Annotated in this window: 14 protein-coding genes; 6 read left to right on the forward strand and 8 right to left on the reverse strand. The window is 73.4% G+C overall.

Annotated elements, in window-relative coordinates:
* Window positions 1-61: 61 nt before the first annotated feature.
* The gene (ctaD, locus tag QWJ13_RS27715; RefSeq protein WP_432277623.1) at window positions 62-1,822 is read right to left on the reverse strand and encodes an aa3-type cytochrome oxidase subunit I; all 1,761 of its coding nucleotides are present in this window, start codon (window positions 1,820-1,822) and stop codon (window positions 62-64) included.
* Between the two features lie 456 nt (window positions 1,823-2,278).
* A complete protein-coding gene (locus QWJ13_RS27720) occupies window positions 2,279-3,148 on the reverse strand; it encodes a Vgb family protein (RefSeq protein WP_316527848.1) in 870 nt (289 codons plus the stop codon).
* A 43-nt stretch (window positions 3,149-3,191) separates the two neighbouring features.
* On the opposite strand from QWJ13_RS27720, the gene QWJ13_RS27725 reads away from it, so the two are divergent.
* Window positions 3,192-3,530 (forward strand): hypothetical protein, encoded by a 339-nt coding sequence (locus QWJ13_RS27725; RefSeq protein WP_316527850.1) that lies wholly within the window; start codon window positions 3,192-3,194, stop codon window positions 3,528-3,530.
* Window positions 3,531-3,539: 9 nt separating this feature from the next.
* On the opposite strand, the gene QWJ13_RS27730 is transcribed toward QWJ13_RS27725, so the two are convergent.
* From QWJ13_RS27730 to QWJ13_RS27755, 6 genes are all read right to left on the reverse strand, one after another.
* Window positions 3,540-4,631: an AI-2E family transporter gene (locus tag QWJ13_RS27730; protein WP_316527851.1), complete on the reverse strand. Its 1,092-nt coding sequence runs from the start codon at window positions 4,629-4,631 to the stop codon at window positions 3,540-3,542.
* A gap of 101 nt (window positions 4,632-4,732) precedes the next feature.
* Window positions 4,733-5,884, reverse strand: a complete 1,152-nt coding sequence (locus QWJ13_RS27735) for a winged helix DNA-binding domain-containing protein (protein ID WP_316527852.1) — start codon at window positions 5,882-5,884, stop codon at window positions 4,733-4,735.
* Window positions 5,881-6,585: a glycerophosphodiester phosphodiesterase gene (locus QWJ13_RS27740; RefSeq protein ID WP_316527853.1), complete on the reverse strand. Its 705-nt coding sequence runs from the start codon at window positions 6,583-6,585 to the stop codon at window positions 5,881-5,883. The genes QWJ13_RS27735 and QWJ13_RS27740 overlap by 4 nt, the downstream gene beginning before the upstream one ends.
* On the reverse strand, window positions 6,582-7,031 hold the full coding sequence (locus tag QWJ13_RS27745) for a hypothetical protein (protein WP_316527855.1): 450 nt from the start codon (window positions 7,029-7,031) through the stop codon (window positions 6,582-6,584). Before QWJ13_RS27745 ends, QWJ13_RS27740 begins: the two co-directional genes overlap by 4 nt.
* Before the next feature lie 91 nt (window positions 7,032-7,122).
* Window positions 7,123-7,539, reverse strand: a complete 417-nt coding sequence (locus tag QWJ13_RS27750; RefSeq protein ID WP_316527857.1) for a TOBE domain-containing protein — start codon at window positions 7,537-7,539, stop codon at window positions 7,123-7,125.
* 92 nt (window positions 7,540-7,631) lie between these two features.
* Window positions 7,632-8,816 (reverse strand): ROK family transcriptional regulator, encoded by a 1,185-nt coding sequence (locus tag QWJ13_RS27755; RefSeq protein ID WP_316527859.1) that lies wholly within the window; start codon window positions 8,814-8,816, stop codon window positions 7,632-7,634.
* 215 nt (window positions 8,817-9,031) lie between these two features.
* Here QWJ13_RS27755 and QWJ13_RS27760 point away from each other — a divergent pair, with 215 nt between their 5' ends.
* From QWJ13_RS27760 to QWJ13_RS27780, 5 genes are all read left to right on the forward strand, one after another.
* Window positions 9,032-10,276 (forward strand): MFS transporter, encoded by a 1,245-nt coding sequence (locus tag QWJ13_RS27760; protein WP_316527860.1) that lies wholly within the window; start codon window positions 9,032-9,034, stop codon window positions 10,274-10,276.
* Between the two features lie 93 nt (window positions 10,277-10,369).
* Window positions 10,370-11,149 (forward strand): dienelactone hydrolase family protein, encoded by a 780-nt coding sequence (locus QWJ13_RS27765; protein ID WP_316527862.1) that lies wholly within the window; start codon window positions 10,370-10,372, stop codon window positions 11,147-11,149.
* Between the two features lie 21 nt (window positions 11,150-11,170).
* Window positions 11,171-11,887: a TVP38/TMEM64 family protein gene (locus QWJ13_RS27770; RefSeq protein WP_316527864.1), complete on the forward strand. Its 717-nt coding sequence runs from the start codon at window positions 11,171-11,173 to the stop codon at window positions 11,885-11,887.
* 71 nt (window positions 11,888-11,958) lie between these two features.
* Complete coding sequence (locus QWJ13_RS27775) at window positions 11,959-12,474, forward strand: DinB family protein (RefSeq protein ID WP_316527865.1); 516 nt, start codon at window positions 11,959-11,961, stop codon at window positions 12,472-12,474.
* A 283-nt stretch (window positions 12,475-12,757) separates the two neighbouring features.
* Window positions 12,758-13,150 carry a cell division protein SepF gene (locus tag QWJ13_RS27780; RefSeq protein ID WP_316527867.1) on the forward strand — a complete coding sequence of 131 codons (393 nt, stop codon included), beginning with the start codon at window positions 12,758-12,760 and terminating at the stop codon, window positions 13,148-13,150.
* The last annotated feature ends 118 nt before the right edge of the window (window positions 13,151-13,268 follow it).

Below are 13,268 nucleotides of genomic sequence, written 5' to 3' on the forward strand. Positions count from 1 at the left end.
CCCCGCCCGAACTGGGGGGCAGCGACGCGGACGGGGACGGCCGTTCAGGGGTGGAGCGTCCTCAGCCGTCGGTGGGCTTGCGGCGCTCGGCGGCGAGGGCGGCGGACCTGTTCGCCCGGCTCAGCGGCCGGTCGTACTTCACCGGCTCCACGTCGGCCAGGTGCTTGGCGCGCTCCCCGGTGTGCACCAGGTAGTCCTGGGCCGCGATCTCCGGGTGGTGGAGGTCGAAGGCCGGGGACTCGGAGCGGATCTTCGGCAGCTTGACGAAGTTGTGCCGCGGCGGCGGGCAGGAGGTCGCCCACTCCAGCGAGCGGCCCCAGCCCCACGGGTCGTCCTCGGTGACCTTCTCGCCGTACTTGGCGGTCTTCCAGACGTTGTAGAGGAACGGCAGGATCGACAGGCCGAGCAGGAACGAGCCGATGGTCGAGACGGTGTTCAGGGTGGTGAAGCCGTCCGAGGCCAGGTAGTCCGCGTACCGGCGCGGCATGCCCTCCACGCCCAGCCAGTGCTGGACCAGGAAGGTGGCGTTGAAGCCGACGGTCAGGGTCCAGAAGGTGATCCGGCCGAGGCGCTCGTCGAGCTTCTTGCCGGTCATCTTCGGCCACCAGAAGTGGAAGCCGGCGAACATCGCGTACACCACGGTGCCGAACAGCGTGTAGTGGAAGTGCGCGACCACGAAGTACGAGTCGGAGACGTGGAAGTCGATCGGCGGGGCCGCCAGCAGCACGCCGGTCAGGCCGCCGAACAGGAAGGTGACCAGGAAGCCGACCGTCCACAGCATCGGCGTCTCGAAGCTCAGTGAGCCGTTCCACATGGTGCCGACCCAGTTGAAGAACTTCACCCCGGTCGGGACGGCGATCAGGAAGGTCATGAACGAGAAGAACGGCAACAGGACTTGCCCGGTGACGTACATGTGGTGCGCCCACACCGTCACCGACAGGCCGGCGATGGCCACCGTCGCGGCGATCAGGCCGCCGTAGCCGAACATCGGCTTGCGGCTGAACACCGGGATGACCTCCGAGACGATGCCGAAGAACGGCAGCGCCAGGATGTACACCTCGGGGTGGCCGAAGAACCAGAACAGGTGCTGCCAGAGCATCGCCCCGCCGTTGGCCGGGTCGAAGACGTGCGAGCCGAACTTGCGGTCACACTCCAGCGCCAGCAGCGCGGCGGCCAGCACCGGGAAGACCAGCAGCACCAGGATCGAGGTCAGCAGCACGTTCCAGCAGAAGATGGACATCCGGAACATGGTCAGTCCGGGCGCGCGCATGCAGATGATCGTGGTGATGAAGTTGACCGCGCCGAAGATGCTGCCGAAGCCGGACAGCGTCACGCCCATGATCCACATGTCGGCGCCGACGCCGGGCGAGTGGATCGCGTCGGACAGCGGCGCGTAGAGGAACCAGCCGAAGTCGGCGGCGCCCTGCGGGGTCGCGAAGCCGGCCGCGGCGATCAGCGAACCGAACATGAACAGCCAGAACGACAGCATGTTCAGCCGCGGGAACGCCACGTCCGGAGCGCCGATCTGCAGCGGCATGATCCAGTTGGCGAATCCGGTGAACAGCGGCATCGCGAACAGCAGCAGCATCACCGAGCCGTGCATGGTGAAGGCCTGGTTGAACTGCTCGTTGGACAGGATCTGCGTTCCGGGCCGGGCGAGTTCGGCGCGCATGACCAGGGCGAGGATGCCGCCGATCAGGAAGAACGCGAACGATGACACCAGATACATGGTGCCGATCGTCTTGTGGTCGGTCGTGGTCAGCATCCTGACCAGGGCCGAACCGGGCCGCCTGGCCCTGACCGCCGCTGCCGGAAGGGCAATTGGCGGTGAGGTGGGGTCGCCCTGTGCCTGGGTGGCGCTCAAGGACGCACTCCTTCGGAACGTCGTGCGAATGGATGGCGATCCATGATCCGAACAGGCCGCCCCCGCACCCCAGGGCCCTTGGGCCCGCCCGCCCGGGGCCGCTGGGCCCGAGTTCCCACCCCCCGACCGGGACCTCCCGACCGGGCATCAGACCCCCTGACCAGGCGTCAGGCCCCTCCACCGCCCTCCCGGGCTCCCCCGAACCCAGCCCGGCTGACTTCCCTTCACCGGCCGATCCCGCGCCCTTGGCCTCCCCCGAGCCCACCCCGCCCCGACGTTCCATCACCCGCCAACCCTGCGCCCCCGAACCGACCCCGTCTGACTGTTCTTCCCCGCCAATCCCGCGCCCCGGAGGGGAGCAGCAACGCGGGCCCGGAGGGCACGAACCACCCGGGCCCGGAGGGCGCCAACGCCTCACCCCAGCCGGGCGATCTGCCCTCGCTCCAGCGCCGCGTACACGGCCCCGTCCGGCGCGACGGCGATGCCGTGCGGCTCGGCGCCCCCGCCCGGGATGGCGTACCCGTCGAGCCGCCCGTCCGGGGCGAGCACCCCGATCCGCCCCGCGCCCCACTCGGTGAACCAGAGCCGGCCGTCCGGCCCGGCCGCGATCGCGTGGGGCTTGGCGGCCCGGTCGGCCAGCGGGTACTCCGTCACTTCCCCGCCCACGGCGATCCGCCCGACCAGCCCGCCGCCGATGCCGACGTACCAGAGCGCCCCGTCGGCCCCGGCGGTGATCCCGACCGGCGCGGTGCCCTCGGTGGGCAGCCGGTGGACGGCCACCTCACCGTCCGTGCCGATCCTGGCCACCGTGTCCGCCTGGTTGAGCGTGCACCACAGCGCCCCGTCCGACCCGGTGGTGATGAAGGACGGGAAGGCCCCGTCGATCGGCAGCGGATACTCTGCCACCTCCCCGTCCACGGTGATCCGCCCGACCCGGTCGGCGTTCAGCTCGGTGAACCAGAGTGCCCCGTCCGGCCCGGCGGCCATTCCGTACGGCCCGGCGTTCTCCGTCGGCAGCGCGAAGGACGTCGCCGTCCCGTCCACGCCGATCCGCCCGATCCGGTGATCGCGCATCCGGCTGAACCACATCGCGCCGTCCGGCCCCGCCGTGATCACCGCCGGCCCGCACTCCGGTGCCCCGAGCCCGAACCGCTCCACCGCCCCGTCCGGAGCCAGCCGCCCGATCTCCCCGGCGTGCACCAGGGTGAACCAGACGCCCCCGTCGGGCCCCACGGCAACCCCGTACGGCCCGGCCCCCGCCTCGGCGACCTCGATCAGTTCCATCCAGCCCCTCCCGAGCACTATCGCGACTACCGTCGCATTAGCGATGCTCGCACACCGCCTCATGGACGGCAACCCGTTTCCGCTGCCGCCGTCGCCCTGGCGCGCCTACCCTGCCCCTCATGGGGGATTCGATGCCGTACACAGGCTCTCGCCGCACCACAGCCTGGCGAACATCGCGATGCACCGTGTCAGCGTCGAAGGCCCCGAAGCGGTGGCCGCGCACGCGAGAACCGTGCACGCCGAGGCGACGGAGGTGCTCCGTGTTCTGAAGGCGATAGTCGCGGGCAGCTGTGCCGTTGACGACTTCCGCCCCGCGATCACCGTGCTCTGGAACGCGGTGGACGACTTCGCCCGAGCCGGTGGCGCGGCCCTGAACTCGTAGCCGTACCTGCTACCTCCCCGCCCGGCCCGGGTCGCCCCGCAGCACCGAGATGACGCCCATGCCGGCGGCGCAGACCGGGACGGCGAGCAGGGCGCCGATGATCCCGGCGATGCCGGAGCCGGCCACCACCGCGACCATGATGGTGGCCGGGTGCAGCTCCACCGTGCGGCTCTGGATGACCGGTTGGAGGATGTTGCCCTCGATCATCTGCACCGCGAGCACCACTCCGAGCGCCCACAGGGCCGTGCCCAGGCCGCCGTCGGCGAGGGCCACCAGCACCGCCACGGTGCCGGACAGGAAGGCGCCGACGAACGGGATGTAGGCGCCCATGAAGACCAGGGCGCCCAGCCCGGGGGCGCCCGGCACGCCGAGGGCGATCAGGCCGATGGTGATGAAGCCCGCGTCGATCAGGGCGATCAGGGTGGTGCCGCGCATGAATCCGGCCATCGCGTCGAAGGCCCGTTCGGCGCAGGCGATCACGGTGGCGGCGCTGCGCTCGGGCAGGTAGGAGCGGATGGCGTCGCCGGTGCGGTGGCCGTCCCGGAGGAAGAAGAACACCAGGGCCAGGGACAGCACCCCGCCGGCGATCAGCTGGGTGAGCAGTCCGAGCCCGGAGAGCACCCCGTTGGTGAGGGTGGAGACCAGCGAGTTGGTCTCTCCCTTGGCGTTGTTCAGCGCGTGCTGGATCTTCGCCCCGAGCGGACCGAGCCAGTCGGCCAGCCGCGCCCCGGCCTCCTGGAGCGAGGAGGCGATCTGCGGGGCGCTGTGCACCAGGGAGTTGACCAGCAGGGCGATCACCCCGGTGACCGCGGCGACCAGCACCGTACAGGTCAGCCCTGCGGCCAGGCCCCGCCCGACGCCCCGGCTCACCAGCCAGGGCACCACCGGGTAGAGCAGCGAGGCCCCGAGCAGCGCCAGGACGAACGGCACGGTGGCCGCCCGCAGTTCGACCAGCGCGAAGACCACCAGCGAGGCGACGGCGATCAGCAGGATCACCGCCACCGACCAGGCCGCCGCCTGCCGCAGGGCGGGCGGCAGCATCAGGTACGGCCGAAGGTGGTCCGGCCGCTGCCGCTCGTCGGGCACGCGCTCCACGGTCACGGCCACCTCCGCCGGGGGGTCGTCGACGATTCCGGACCGCCCCAGCTCAGCAGAGGTTCCGCCGGGCCGCGCGGCGGATCAGCCGCGAGCACCCGAACGAGCTACCCGGGCTCCTCGAACCGCACCTCGCCGTCGGAGCCGTCCGGACCGTGCGTACCCCCCGAGCCGTCGGAGCCGTCCGCCCTGGCCCCCGCGAAGGCCAGCACCCGCCGCGCCTCGGCCTCCGCCGCCTCCCGGTCGGCCCGGCGCAGCGGCCCGAACGGCGACACACCCACCTCCCGGTCGCCGGTCAGCCGCCAGGTCCCGGCGACCAGCCCGTCCACCAGCAGCGTCCCGTGCACGATCCCGTTGCGGGTCATCACCCGGCCACGGTGTTCCTCGGGCAGCACCCGGGTGCGGTCCGCGTGCGAGAGCAGCAGGTTGTCGAAGGGCGCGAGCAGCCGCACCGGCGCCGGGGTGTCCCCGTCCGGGCGGGGTGCCTCGGGCAGGTCGTACAGCTGCCGGCCCCGCTCGTCCCGGAAGGTGAGCAGCCGGGGCGCGAGCCGCCGCAGCACCGCGCCGAGCCGGCTGAGCCCGCACCACTTCTGGACGTCGGCGACGGTGGCCGGGCCGAAGGCGGTGAGGTAGCGCAGCACCAGGTCGTCCAGGCTGGGCGAGGGGTCGAGCGGGTGGCCGAGCCAGTCCTCGGCGGTGGTGTGGGCGGCCGGGCCGCCGCACCCCCACAGCCCGCGCGGCGGGACCTGCACCAGCGGCAGCCGGCAGCGGGCGGCCTGGGCCAGGGCGGCCGGGTCGTGCTCCGGGCGGCTCGCGGCGAGCAGTCCGCCGAGCTCCTGGAAGGTGCGCGGCCGCGCCTCGACCAGTGCGCGGGCCTCGGCGGCCAGCGCGTCCAGGTCGAGCCCGGCGAGCCGTTTGCCGTACGTGGTGCGCAGCGCCTGGTCCAGCATCGGCTGGAGCAGCGGGCGCAGCGTCAGGCAGTCCTCGGCGGTGACCAGGTGGATGGTGCCGCGTTGCAGCGCGATCCGGACCACCGCCCGCCGCTCGATCAGCGCGCTCAGCCGCTCGGGCGCGAAGCCGTCGAGCCGGGCGAGCAGGCCGAGGTAGGGCGGCTGGGGTGCGGCCTGGGCTTGCAGCCCGACGAGGTGGTGGATCAGCGCGGTGGGCGGCTGGTCGGTGCGGGTGAGCAGGTGCTGGCGGGCCAGCAGGGCCCGGCCGAGCGCCCGGGCGCCGAGCACTCGGGGACCGGGCACCGTCACCGGCGGCCGTCCAGCACCGAGCGCAGCACGGAGATCCGGTTGGAGGTGATGGAGGAGACCCCGGCGGCGCGCAGCCGGCGCATGGTGCGGCGCAGGTCGGCGGTCCAGGTGGAGACGGCGAGCCCCTGTTCCGCCGCGGCGGCGGTGAACTCGGGGGTGACCAGGCCGAACGGCGGGTTGAGGTAGCGCGGGCGCAGGTCGTCCAGCAGGGCGCGCACCGGCATCCGGGGCTGCTTCCAGGTGAGCGCGATCTCGGCGTCGGGGGCCAGTTCGCGCACCGCGAGCATGGCGGTGACGGGGCCGCAGAAGGCGACCGACCGCTGCGCGCCCAGCTCGGTGACCGCCGACCAGGTCGCGGCGACCGGCACCGCGTCGTCCAGGTCGATCAGCAGCCTGCGGCTGTCGACGGCGGCCACCACCTCGATCGCCTCGGCCAGGGTGGGCACGGCGAGCGGGCCGTGCCGCAGCTCGGCCAGCTGCTCGGTGGTGACCCGGTCGATCGATCGCGGGTCGCCCCAGAGCCGTTCGAGCGTACGGTCGTGCAGCAGCACGGGCACCCGGTCGCGGGTGAGCTGGACGTCCACCTCGACGGCGTCGGCCCCTGCGGCGAGCGCGGACTCGACGGAGGGCAGGGTGTTCTCCCGGTGGTGGTACGGGTCCCCGCGGTGGGCGACGGCGAGGGGCTTGGCGGCGGTGTTCATCGGATCCTTCCGGCGAGCCAGGGGGTGAGGTCGTGCACGCCGATGGCTTCACGGTAGCCGCGCTCGCCCGGGACGGTGACGATCAGCGTGGTGGAGGGCGGGAAGGTGCGCGCCTTGACGTGCACCAGGTCGGACCAGAGGGCGTTCAGGAAGCCCGGTACCCGGTCCCGGTCGACGTCGAAGGCGATGCCCTCGACGGTCACGGTGACCTCGTCGTGGGTGAACAGCCGGACGGTGACGGCGGGGTGGCCGTCGAACTCCAGCAGTGCCTCGTGCGGGATGCCGTCCGGCTCCCCGTCAAGGCTGTCGACACCGCCGACCAGCCCGGCGAAGGTCCGGTCACGGCCGATGTCGTGCTGGGCGCGGACGGTGCGGCCGTGCCGCTCGGCCACGGCCTCGATCGCGAGGACGGCGCTCTGGGTGGTCGGCAGCTGCGGGGGTGGCATCCGGGCCTCTCGTTGGTTCCGGGACTCGTCGTGCAGGGACGGGCGGAGACGGACGGGGACGGGTGGGGACGGGCAGGAACGGACGGACCGGCTAGCGCCGCTCGATCATCACATTGGTGGACTTGATGACCGCCGTGGCGGGTGCGCCGGGGACCAGGTTCAGTTCCTCCGCCGACTCCCGGCTGATCAGCGACACCACCCGGAACGGCCCGGCCTGGACCTCCACCTGCGCGGCCACGTCGCCGAGCACCACATGGGTGACGATCCCCGGGAAGCGGTTGCGGGCCGAGGACGGGCGGCCCTCGGCCTCGGCGTTCTCCGGCCGGGCCAACTCCCGGGCGAAGGCCGCGAGTTCGGCGCCCGGAATGATCCGGTGCCCGTGCTCGTCGCGGGTGGCGGCGACCCGCCCGGCGTCCACCCAGCGCCGCATGGTGTCGGCGCTGACGCCGAGCAGCGCCGCGGCCTCGCCGATGCGGTACGGGTTGGCCGGCGCCTCCGGCTGGCCCATGGGCGTCTCCTGACGGTGGTTCGAGGTCCGGGGGCGGGGTGCCCCCGCGCCATCCTGCCGTACCGGCGGCGCGGGCGGTCACCTGAGTCCCGCTACGGCCCGCCGAACAGCTCCCGCCGCACCGCGTCCCCGGCGGTGAGCACCGCCCCGGCGAGCACCGCGCCGCCGCCCGCCGTCCCGGCCCGGACCTCGGTGCTCAGCGGGGAGAGCCCGGCCAGCCGCCGTGCGACCCGGTCGGCCAGCTCCGGCCCGCCGGCCCGGCCGACCTCGCCGCCGAGCACCACGCAGCCCGGGTCCAGCACCACGCAGACGCCGGCCGCGCCGATCGCGATCCGCCCGGCCAGCTCGTCCAGGAACGCCTCCCCCGCCGGGCCGCCCGCCAGGGCCGCGCGGACGGCGGCCTCGGCGGCGGGCGCGTCCTCGGCCGGGTCGGCGGGCAGCCCGTGGGCGCGGGCCAGCGCGCAGATCGCGGCGCTGCCCACCAGGCCGTGGAAGCCGCCCTCGCAGCTGTCGGCGCTGGGCAGGCCGACGGCGCCGGGGACGGGCAGGAAGCAGATCTCCCCGGTGCCGCCGGAGAAGCCCCGGCGCAGCCGCCCGTCCAGGATCACGGCGGCGCCGACGCTGTGGCCCAGCCAGATCAGGACGAAGGTGTCGCGGTCCCCCGCGGCGCCGACCCGGTACTCGGCCCGCCCGGCGAGGTTGACCTCGTTCTCCAGGATCACCTCGGTGCCGGGCAACTCCCTGAGTGCGGCCAGGAGTTCGGCGTGCCAGCGGGGGAGCTTGCCGGTGCTCCGCAGGCGCCCGGTGGCCGGGTCGACCAGCCCGGGGGCGCCGACCGCGACGGTGTGCAGCCGCTCGACGCCGGCGTCGCGCGCGGTCTCCAGCAGGGTGGCGACGATCGCCCCGGCGGTGTCCGGCCCGCCCTCGCCCTCGACCGGGACTTCGGCACTGGCCAGGCCGCGCCCGGTCAGGTCGGCGACGACCAGGCTGACGCCGCCGGAGCGGACGTCGAAGGCGGCGAGGTGGGCCCGGGAGGCGACCAGGGCGTAGAGCCGGGCGTTGGGGCCGCGCCGCTGTTCGCCGCGTTCGCCGACGACGGCCACCAGGCCGCCGCGCTGGAGGCGTTCGAGCAGGTCGGCGACGGTAGGCCGGGACAGGCCGGTGAGGTCGCGCAGCTCGGTCGCGGTCAGGGGGCCCTGTTCGAGCAGGAGGTTGAGTGCCAGCCGGTCGTTGATCGCCCGGGCGGTGCTCGGCGTGGCCGTACGCGCGGTGGTCATGGCAGCGCATCCTTCCAGAGTGTTTCTATCAGGGTCCCTTCCTGATAATTTATCGAACCGTCCGGCCCCACCCGTCCGACCGACCGGGCCGTCCGCCGGACGGCCCGCCCCGACCGCGCGGACCGGACGCACCGCGGTCGGCTGCGCTTGACTGCCAGTACGGCCACCCACAGGGCACTGTCGCGCCCCGCACCGCGCGACCGGGAGGGAACCGCATGACCGGGACGACCGCACCACCACCGCCGGAGCCGCTGACCGCCCCCCGCCGGGCCCGGGCGAGCATCGCCCTGGTCTTCTGCGTGCACGGGGCCGTCACCGGCAGCTTCGTCACCCGCATCCCCTGGATCCAGCACCACCTCGACCTCTCGGCCGGCCAGCTCGGCCTGGCCCTGGTGATGCCCGCCGTCGGCTCCTCCCTCGCCATGCCGCTGGCCGGACGCTTCGTACACCGCTACGGCGGCCGGGCCGCGGTGCGCGGACTGCTCTCGCTCTGGTGCCTGGCCCTCGCCCTGCCCGCCCTGGCCCCCTCGCTGCCGGTGCTGTGCGCGGCCCTGCTGGTGTACGGGGCCACGTCCGGGATGGCGGACGTGGCGATGAACGCCCAGGGCGTGGAGATCGAGGAGCGGCTCGGCCGCTCGATCATGTCCGGTCTGCACGGGATGTGGAGCGCGGGCGGCCTGCTGGCCTCCCCGTTCGGCATCCTCGCCGCCCACCTGGACCTCGACGCCCGGCTCCAACTGGCCGTCACCGCGCTGGTCCTGCTCGTCCTCGCCCAGGCCGTCTGCCGCGGCCTGCCCGACATCCGGGCCCACGAGGGCGCGGAGGAGCCGCCACGGTTCGCGCTGCCGCCGCGCAGCTCGCTGGTGATCGGCCTGGTCGGCTTCTGCGCGGTCTTCGCCGAGGGCGCTTCGATGGACTGGAGCGGCGTCTACCTGCGGGACGTCACCGGCGCCTCGGCCACCGTCGCCGCCGCCTCGTACACCGCCTTCTCGCTCACCATGGCCGTCAGTCGACTCGCGGGGGACGCCGCGATCAGCCGCCTCGGCGCCGTCCGCACCACCCGGATCGGCGGCGCCGTCGCCACCGCCGGCGGCCTGCTGGTGGTCGCCGCCGACAGCCCGGCGCTGGCCATCCCCGGATTCGCCCTGATCGGCATCGGCATCGCGGTGATCGTGCCGCTCGCCTTCGCCGCGGCCGGCCGGATCGGCAGCAACCCCAGCCAGGCCATCGCGGGCGTCGCCACCGTCACCTACACCTCCGGCCTGATCGCCCCCGCGGTGATCGGCACCCTCGCCCAGGCCACCTCGCTGACCGTCTCCTTCGGGCTGGTCACCGCGCTCACCTTCGCCCTGCTGCTGAGCGCCGGGGCACTGCGACTGGCCGAACGGAATTCCGGCGGCGAAAACGTGACCACATCGTCACCGGAAAATCCTTCCGGAAAAGATCTCTCCACGATATGATCGTGAATTCCTGAGGGAATTCCCCGCTAGAGTCCCGAACCGCCGGGCGCCGCCGCGCCCGGCGGTTTTCCGTGCTCCGCGAGAGGAATTCCCGTGTGCTACGACCCGGACGCCGCTCCGCCCGCCTTCAGCCCCGCCCTGTGGCCGCTGGCCGAGGCCGCCCCGCTGACCCTGACCTCGGCCGACGGCACCGGGTTCGGCGCCTTCCTGGCCCGTCCGGAGGTCGCCACCGGGGCCGGCGTGCTCGTCCTCCCGGACAACAAGGGCCTTTCCCCGTTCTACCGGCAGACCGCCGTGCGGCTCGCCGAACAGGGCCATCCGGCCCTTGTCCTCGACTATTACGGCCGCACCGCCGGCGCCGCCCCGGAAAGTCGCCCGGCGGAATTCGGCGAGCTGCCGAACCTACTCCCCCACCTGCTCGCGCTCACCCCCGCGGGGCTGGACGCCGATATCACCGCCGCGCTGGACCGGCTGCGCGCCGTCGGGCCCGCCGAGGTGGTCGCGCTCGGCTTCTGCTTCGGCGGCCGGCAGGCCTTCCGGGCCGCCGCGCCGCGCTTCGGCCTCGCCGGCGCGGTCGGGTACTACGGCTACCCGGACGTCATCAACGGCGCCCCGGGACCCACTCAGCTCGCCGCGGAGCTGACCGCGCCGATCCTCGCCTTCTGGGGCGGGGCCGACGAGCACATCCCCGCCGCCACGGTCGAGGCCTTCGACGCGGCGCTCACCTCGTCCGGCTGCCCCCACTCGTTCGTCCGCTATCCGGACGCACCGCACAACTTCTTCGAGCTCTCGGCCGCCGAACACGCCCGTGCCGCCCGGGACTCCTGGCACCGCCTGCTGGGCTTCCTCGCCCGGGCGACGCGGGCGGTGTAACCACCCGCTAGGCTTCGCGCCGTGTCCGAGCCCGATGCCACCACCGCGCCGCCCGCCGCGCCCCCGATACCCGCCGTCGCGCCGCGTTCCCCGTGGTGGCGCTTCGCCGCGCTGGTGGTGGTGCTCACGGCGGCGGCCGGCTCGCTGCTGCTGTGGAGCCCGACGGAGGTGCTCTCCGGCGGACTGGCCGACCGGATGCCCGGCTACTGGTTCGGCCCGCTGTTCGCCCTGGTCTACGCGCTGGGAACGCTCGCCTTCATGCCCAGGCTGGCGCTGAACGCGGCGGCCGGCCTGCTGTTCGGCTTCCAGCTGGGGATGGCGCTGGCGCTGCTCGGCACCGTGGTGGGCGCCGTCGTGGCCTTCGCCCTCGGCCGGAGCCTGGGCCGCGAGGCGCTGCGCCCGTACCTGCGGGGGAAGTGGCTGGGCGCGATGGACCAGCGGTTCACCGAGAAGGGCTTCCGCAGCGTGCTGGTACTGCGGCTGGTGCCCGGCATGCCGTTCCAGGCGACCAACTACGGCGCGGCGTTCTCCGGGGTCCGCTTCCTGCCCTTCATCCTCGCCACCACGATCGGCGTGGTGCCGAACACGGCGGTGTACGTCACGGCGGCGGCCAGCGCCGGCCGGCCGGACTCGGCGGCCTTCCTGCTGTCGGCCGGGGTGATCGCCCTGCTGGGGGTGGGCACCGTGGTGGGGCTCTGGCGGACCTGGTCGGCCCGCCGCCGGGCGCTGGCGGGCTGACCGACCCCGGGGAATCCCGGCGCCCCAAAATCGTTGGCGTCCGCACGGCGCGGGCCGCCAGGATGGCCCGCATGATCGAAATCGACCCGCGGGTGGACCCGCCGATGACGGCCGATGAGGCCACCACCCTCACCGGCTTCCTCGACTACCACCGCAGCACGCTCGCCATGAAGTGCGCGGGCCTGGCCGACGACCAGCTGCGGCTGCGCGCCGTCCCGCCGTCCAACCTGTCGCTGCTGGGCCTGGTCCGGCACATGGCCGAGGTCGAGCAGTACTGGTTCCAGTTCATCCTGCTCGGCCGGGACATCAGCGAGGCCCACTTCTGGACCGAGGACAACGAGGACGGCGACTTCGACGACGTCGACACCGCCGACGTCGCGGCCGACTTCGCCGTCTGGCGCGCCGAGATCGAGGCCGCCCGCCGAGCGGCCGACGGCCTGCCGCTGGACACCGTCGGCAAGAACCCGCGCCGGGGACAGCCGGTGACGCTGCGCTGGATCCTCGCCCACGTGGTCGAGGAGTACGCGCGACACAACGGTCACGCGGATCTTCTGCGGGAATCGGTCGACGGGGTGACCGGAGAGTGAAGCGGCGGGTGAAATCGTTTCCGCATTGTTGACAGACGGTCAATTACTGGGCTGATGCGACCGATAAGGTCAACGCGCGCAACCGTACGGCGCCGCGCCGCGTCGCTGGGAGTGCCCGGGTCCGCCCGGGTTTCCGGCGCGGCACGACTCGTACGGGGGTCGCGAGCGGGCACGGGACCGGTGAACAGTGCGATACTCGGACAGTTCCGACGAGTGGATGACGTGTCAAAAACAGACGCGCGCCCCCGGGGGACCAGGACGGGACGAGACAGGGAGGCGCGGCATGGGAGCACTTCGCGACGAGCACCACAACGGGTGGCTGATGCCCTCGGGAAGCTACCCCGCCGCGGTGTACGAGGACGAGTGGGTCGACCAGGAGACGGTTCCGTCCTCCCCGGCGCCCGCGAAGATCGTCTCCCTGCGGCCGACGGGCTTCGAGGCGGCACGGACGGTCGGTGAGCACATCCGGGCGAGCACCCCGGTGGTCATGGACCTGACCGAGATGGAGGAGGCCGAGGCCAAGCGCATGGTCGACTTCGCCTCCGGGCTGATCTTCGGCACCCAGGGCGGCATCGAGCGGATCGCCCGGAGGGTCTTCCTGCTCACCCCGGCCGACGTCGAGGTCATGGTGATCGACCGCCCGCTGGACGACACCGGCTTCTACAACCAGAGCTGAGCCGCCGCCGCTGCCGGGCAGCGGCACCGAAACGGCACCCCCGAACCGGGGACGGTACCCACCGTCCCCGGTTCTTTGCCGTCCGGGCGCCTCCAGCCCGCGCCTCAGGTGAGACCTC

It is taken from the genome of Kitasatospora brasiliensis, from assembly GCF_032654805.1.
GTDB lineage: Bacteria > Actinomycetota > Actinomycetes > Streptomycetales > Streptomycetaceae > Kitasatospora > Kitasatospora brasiliensis.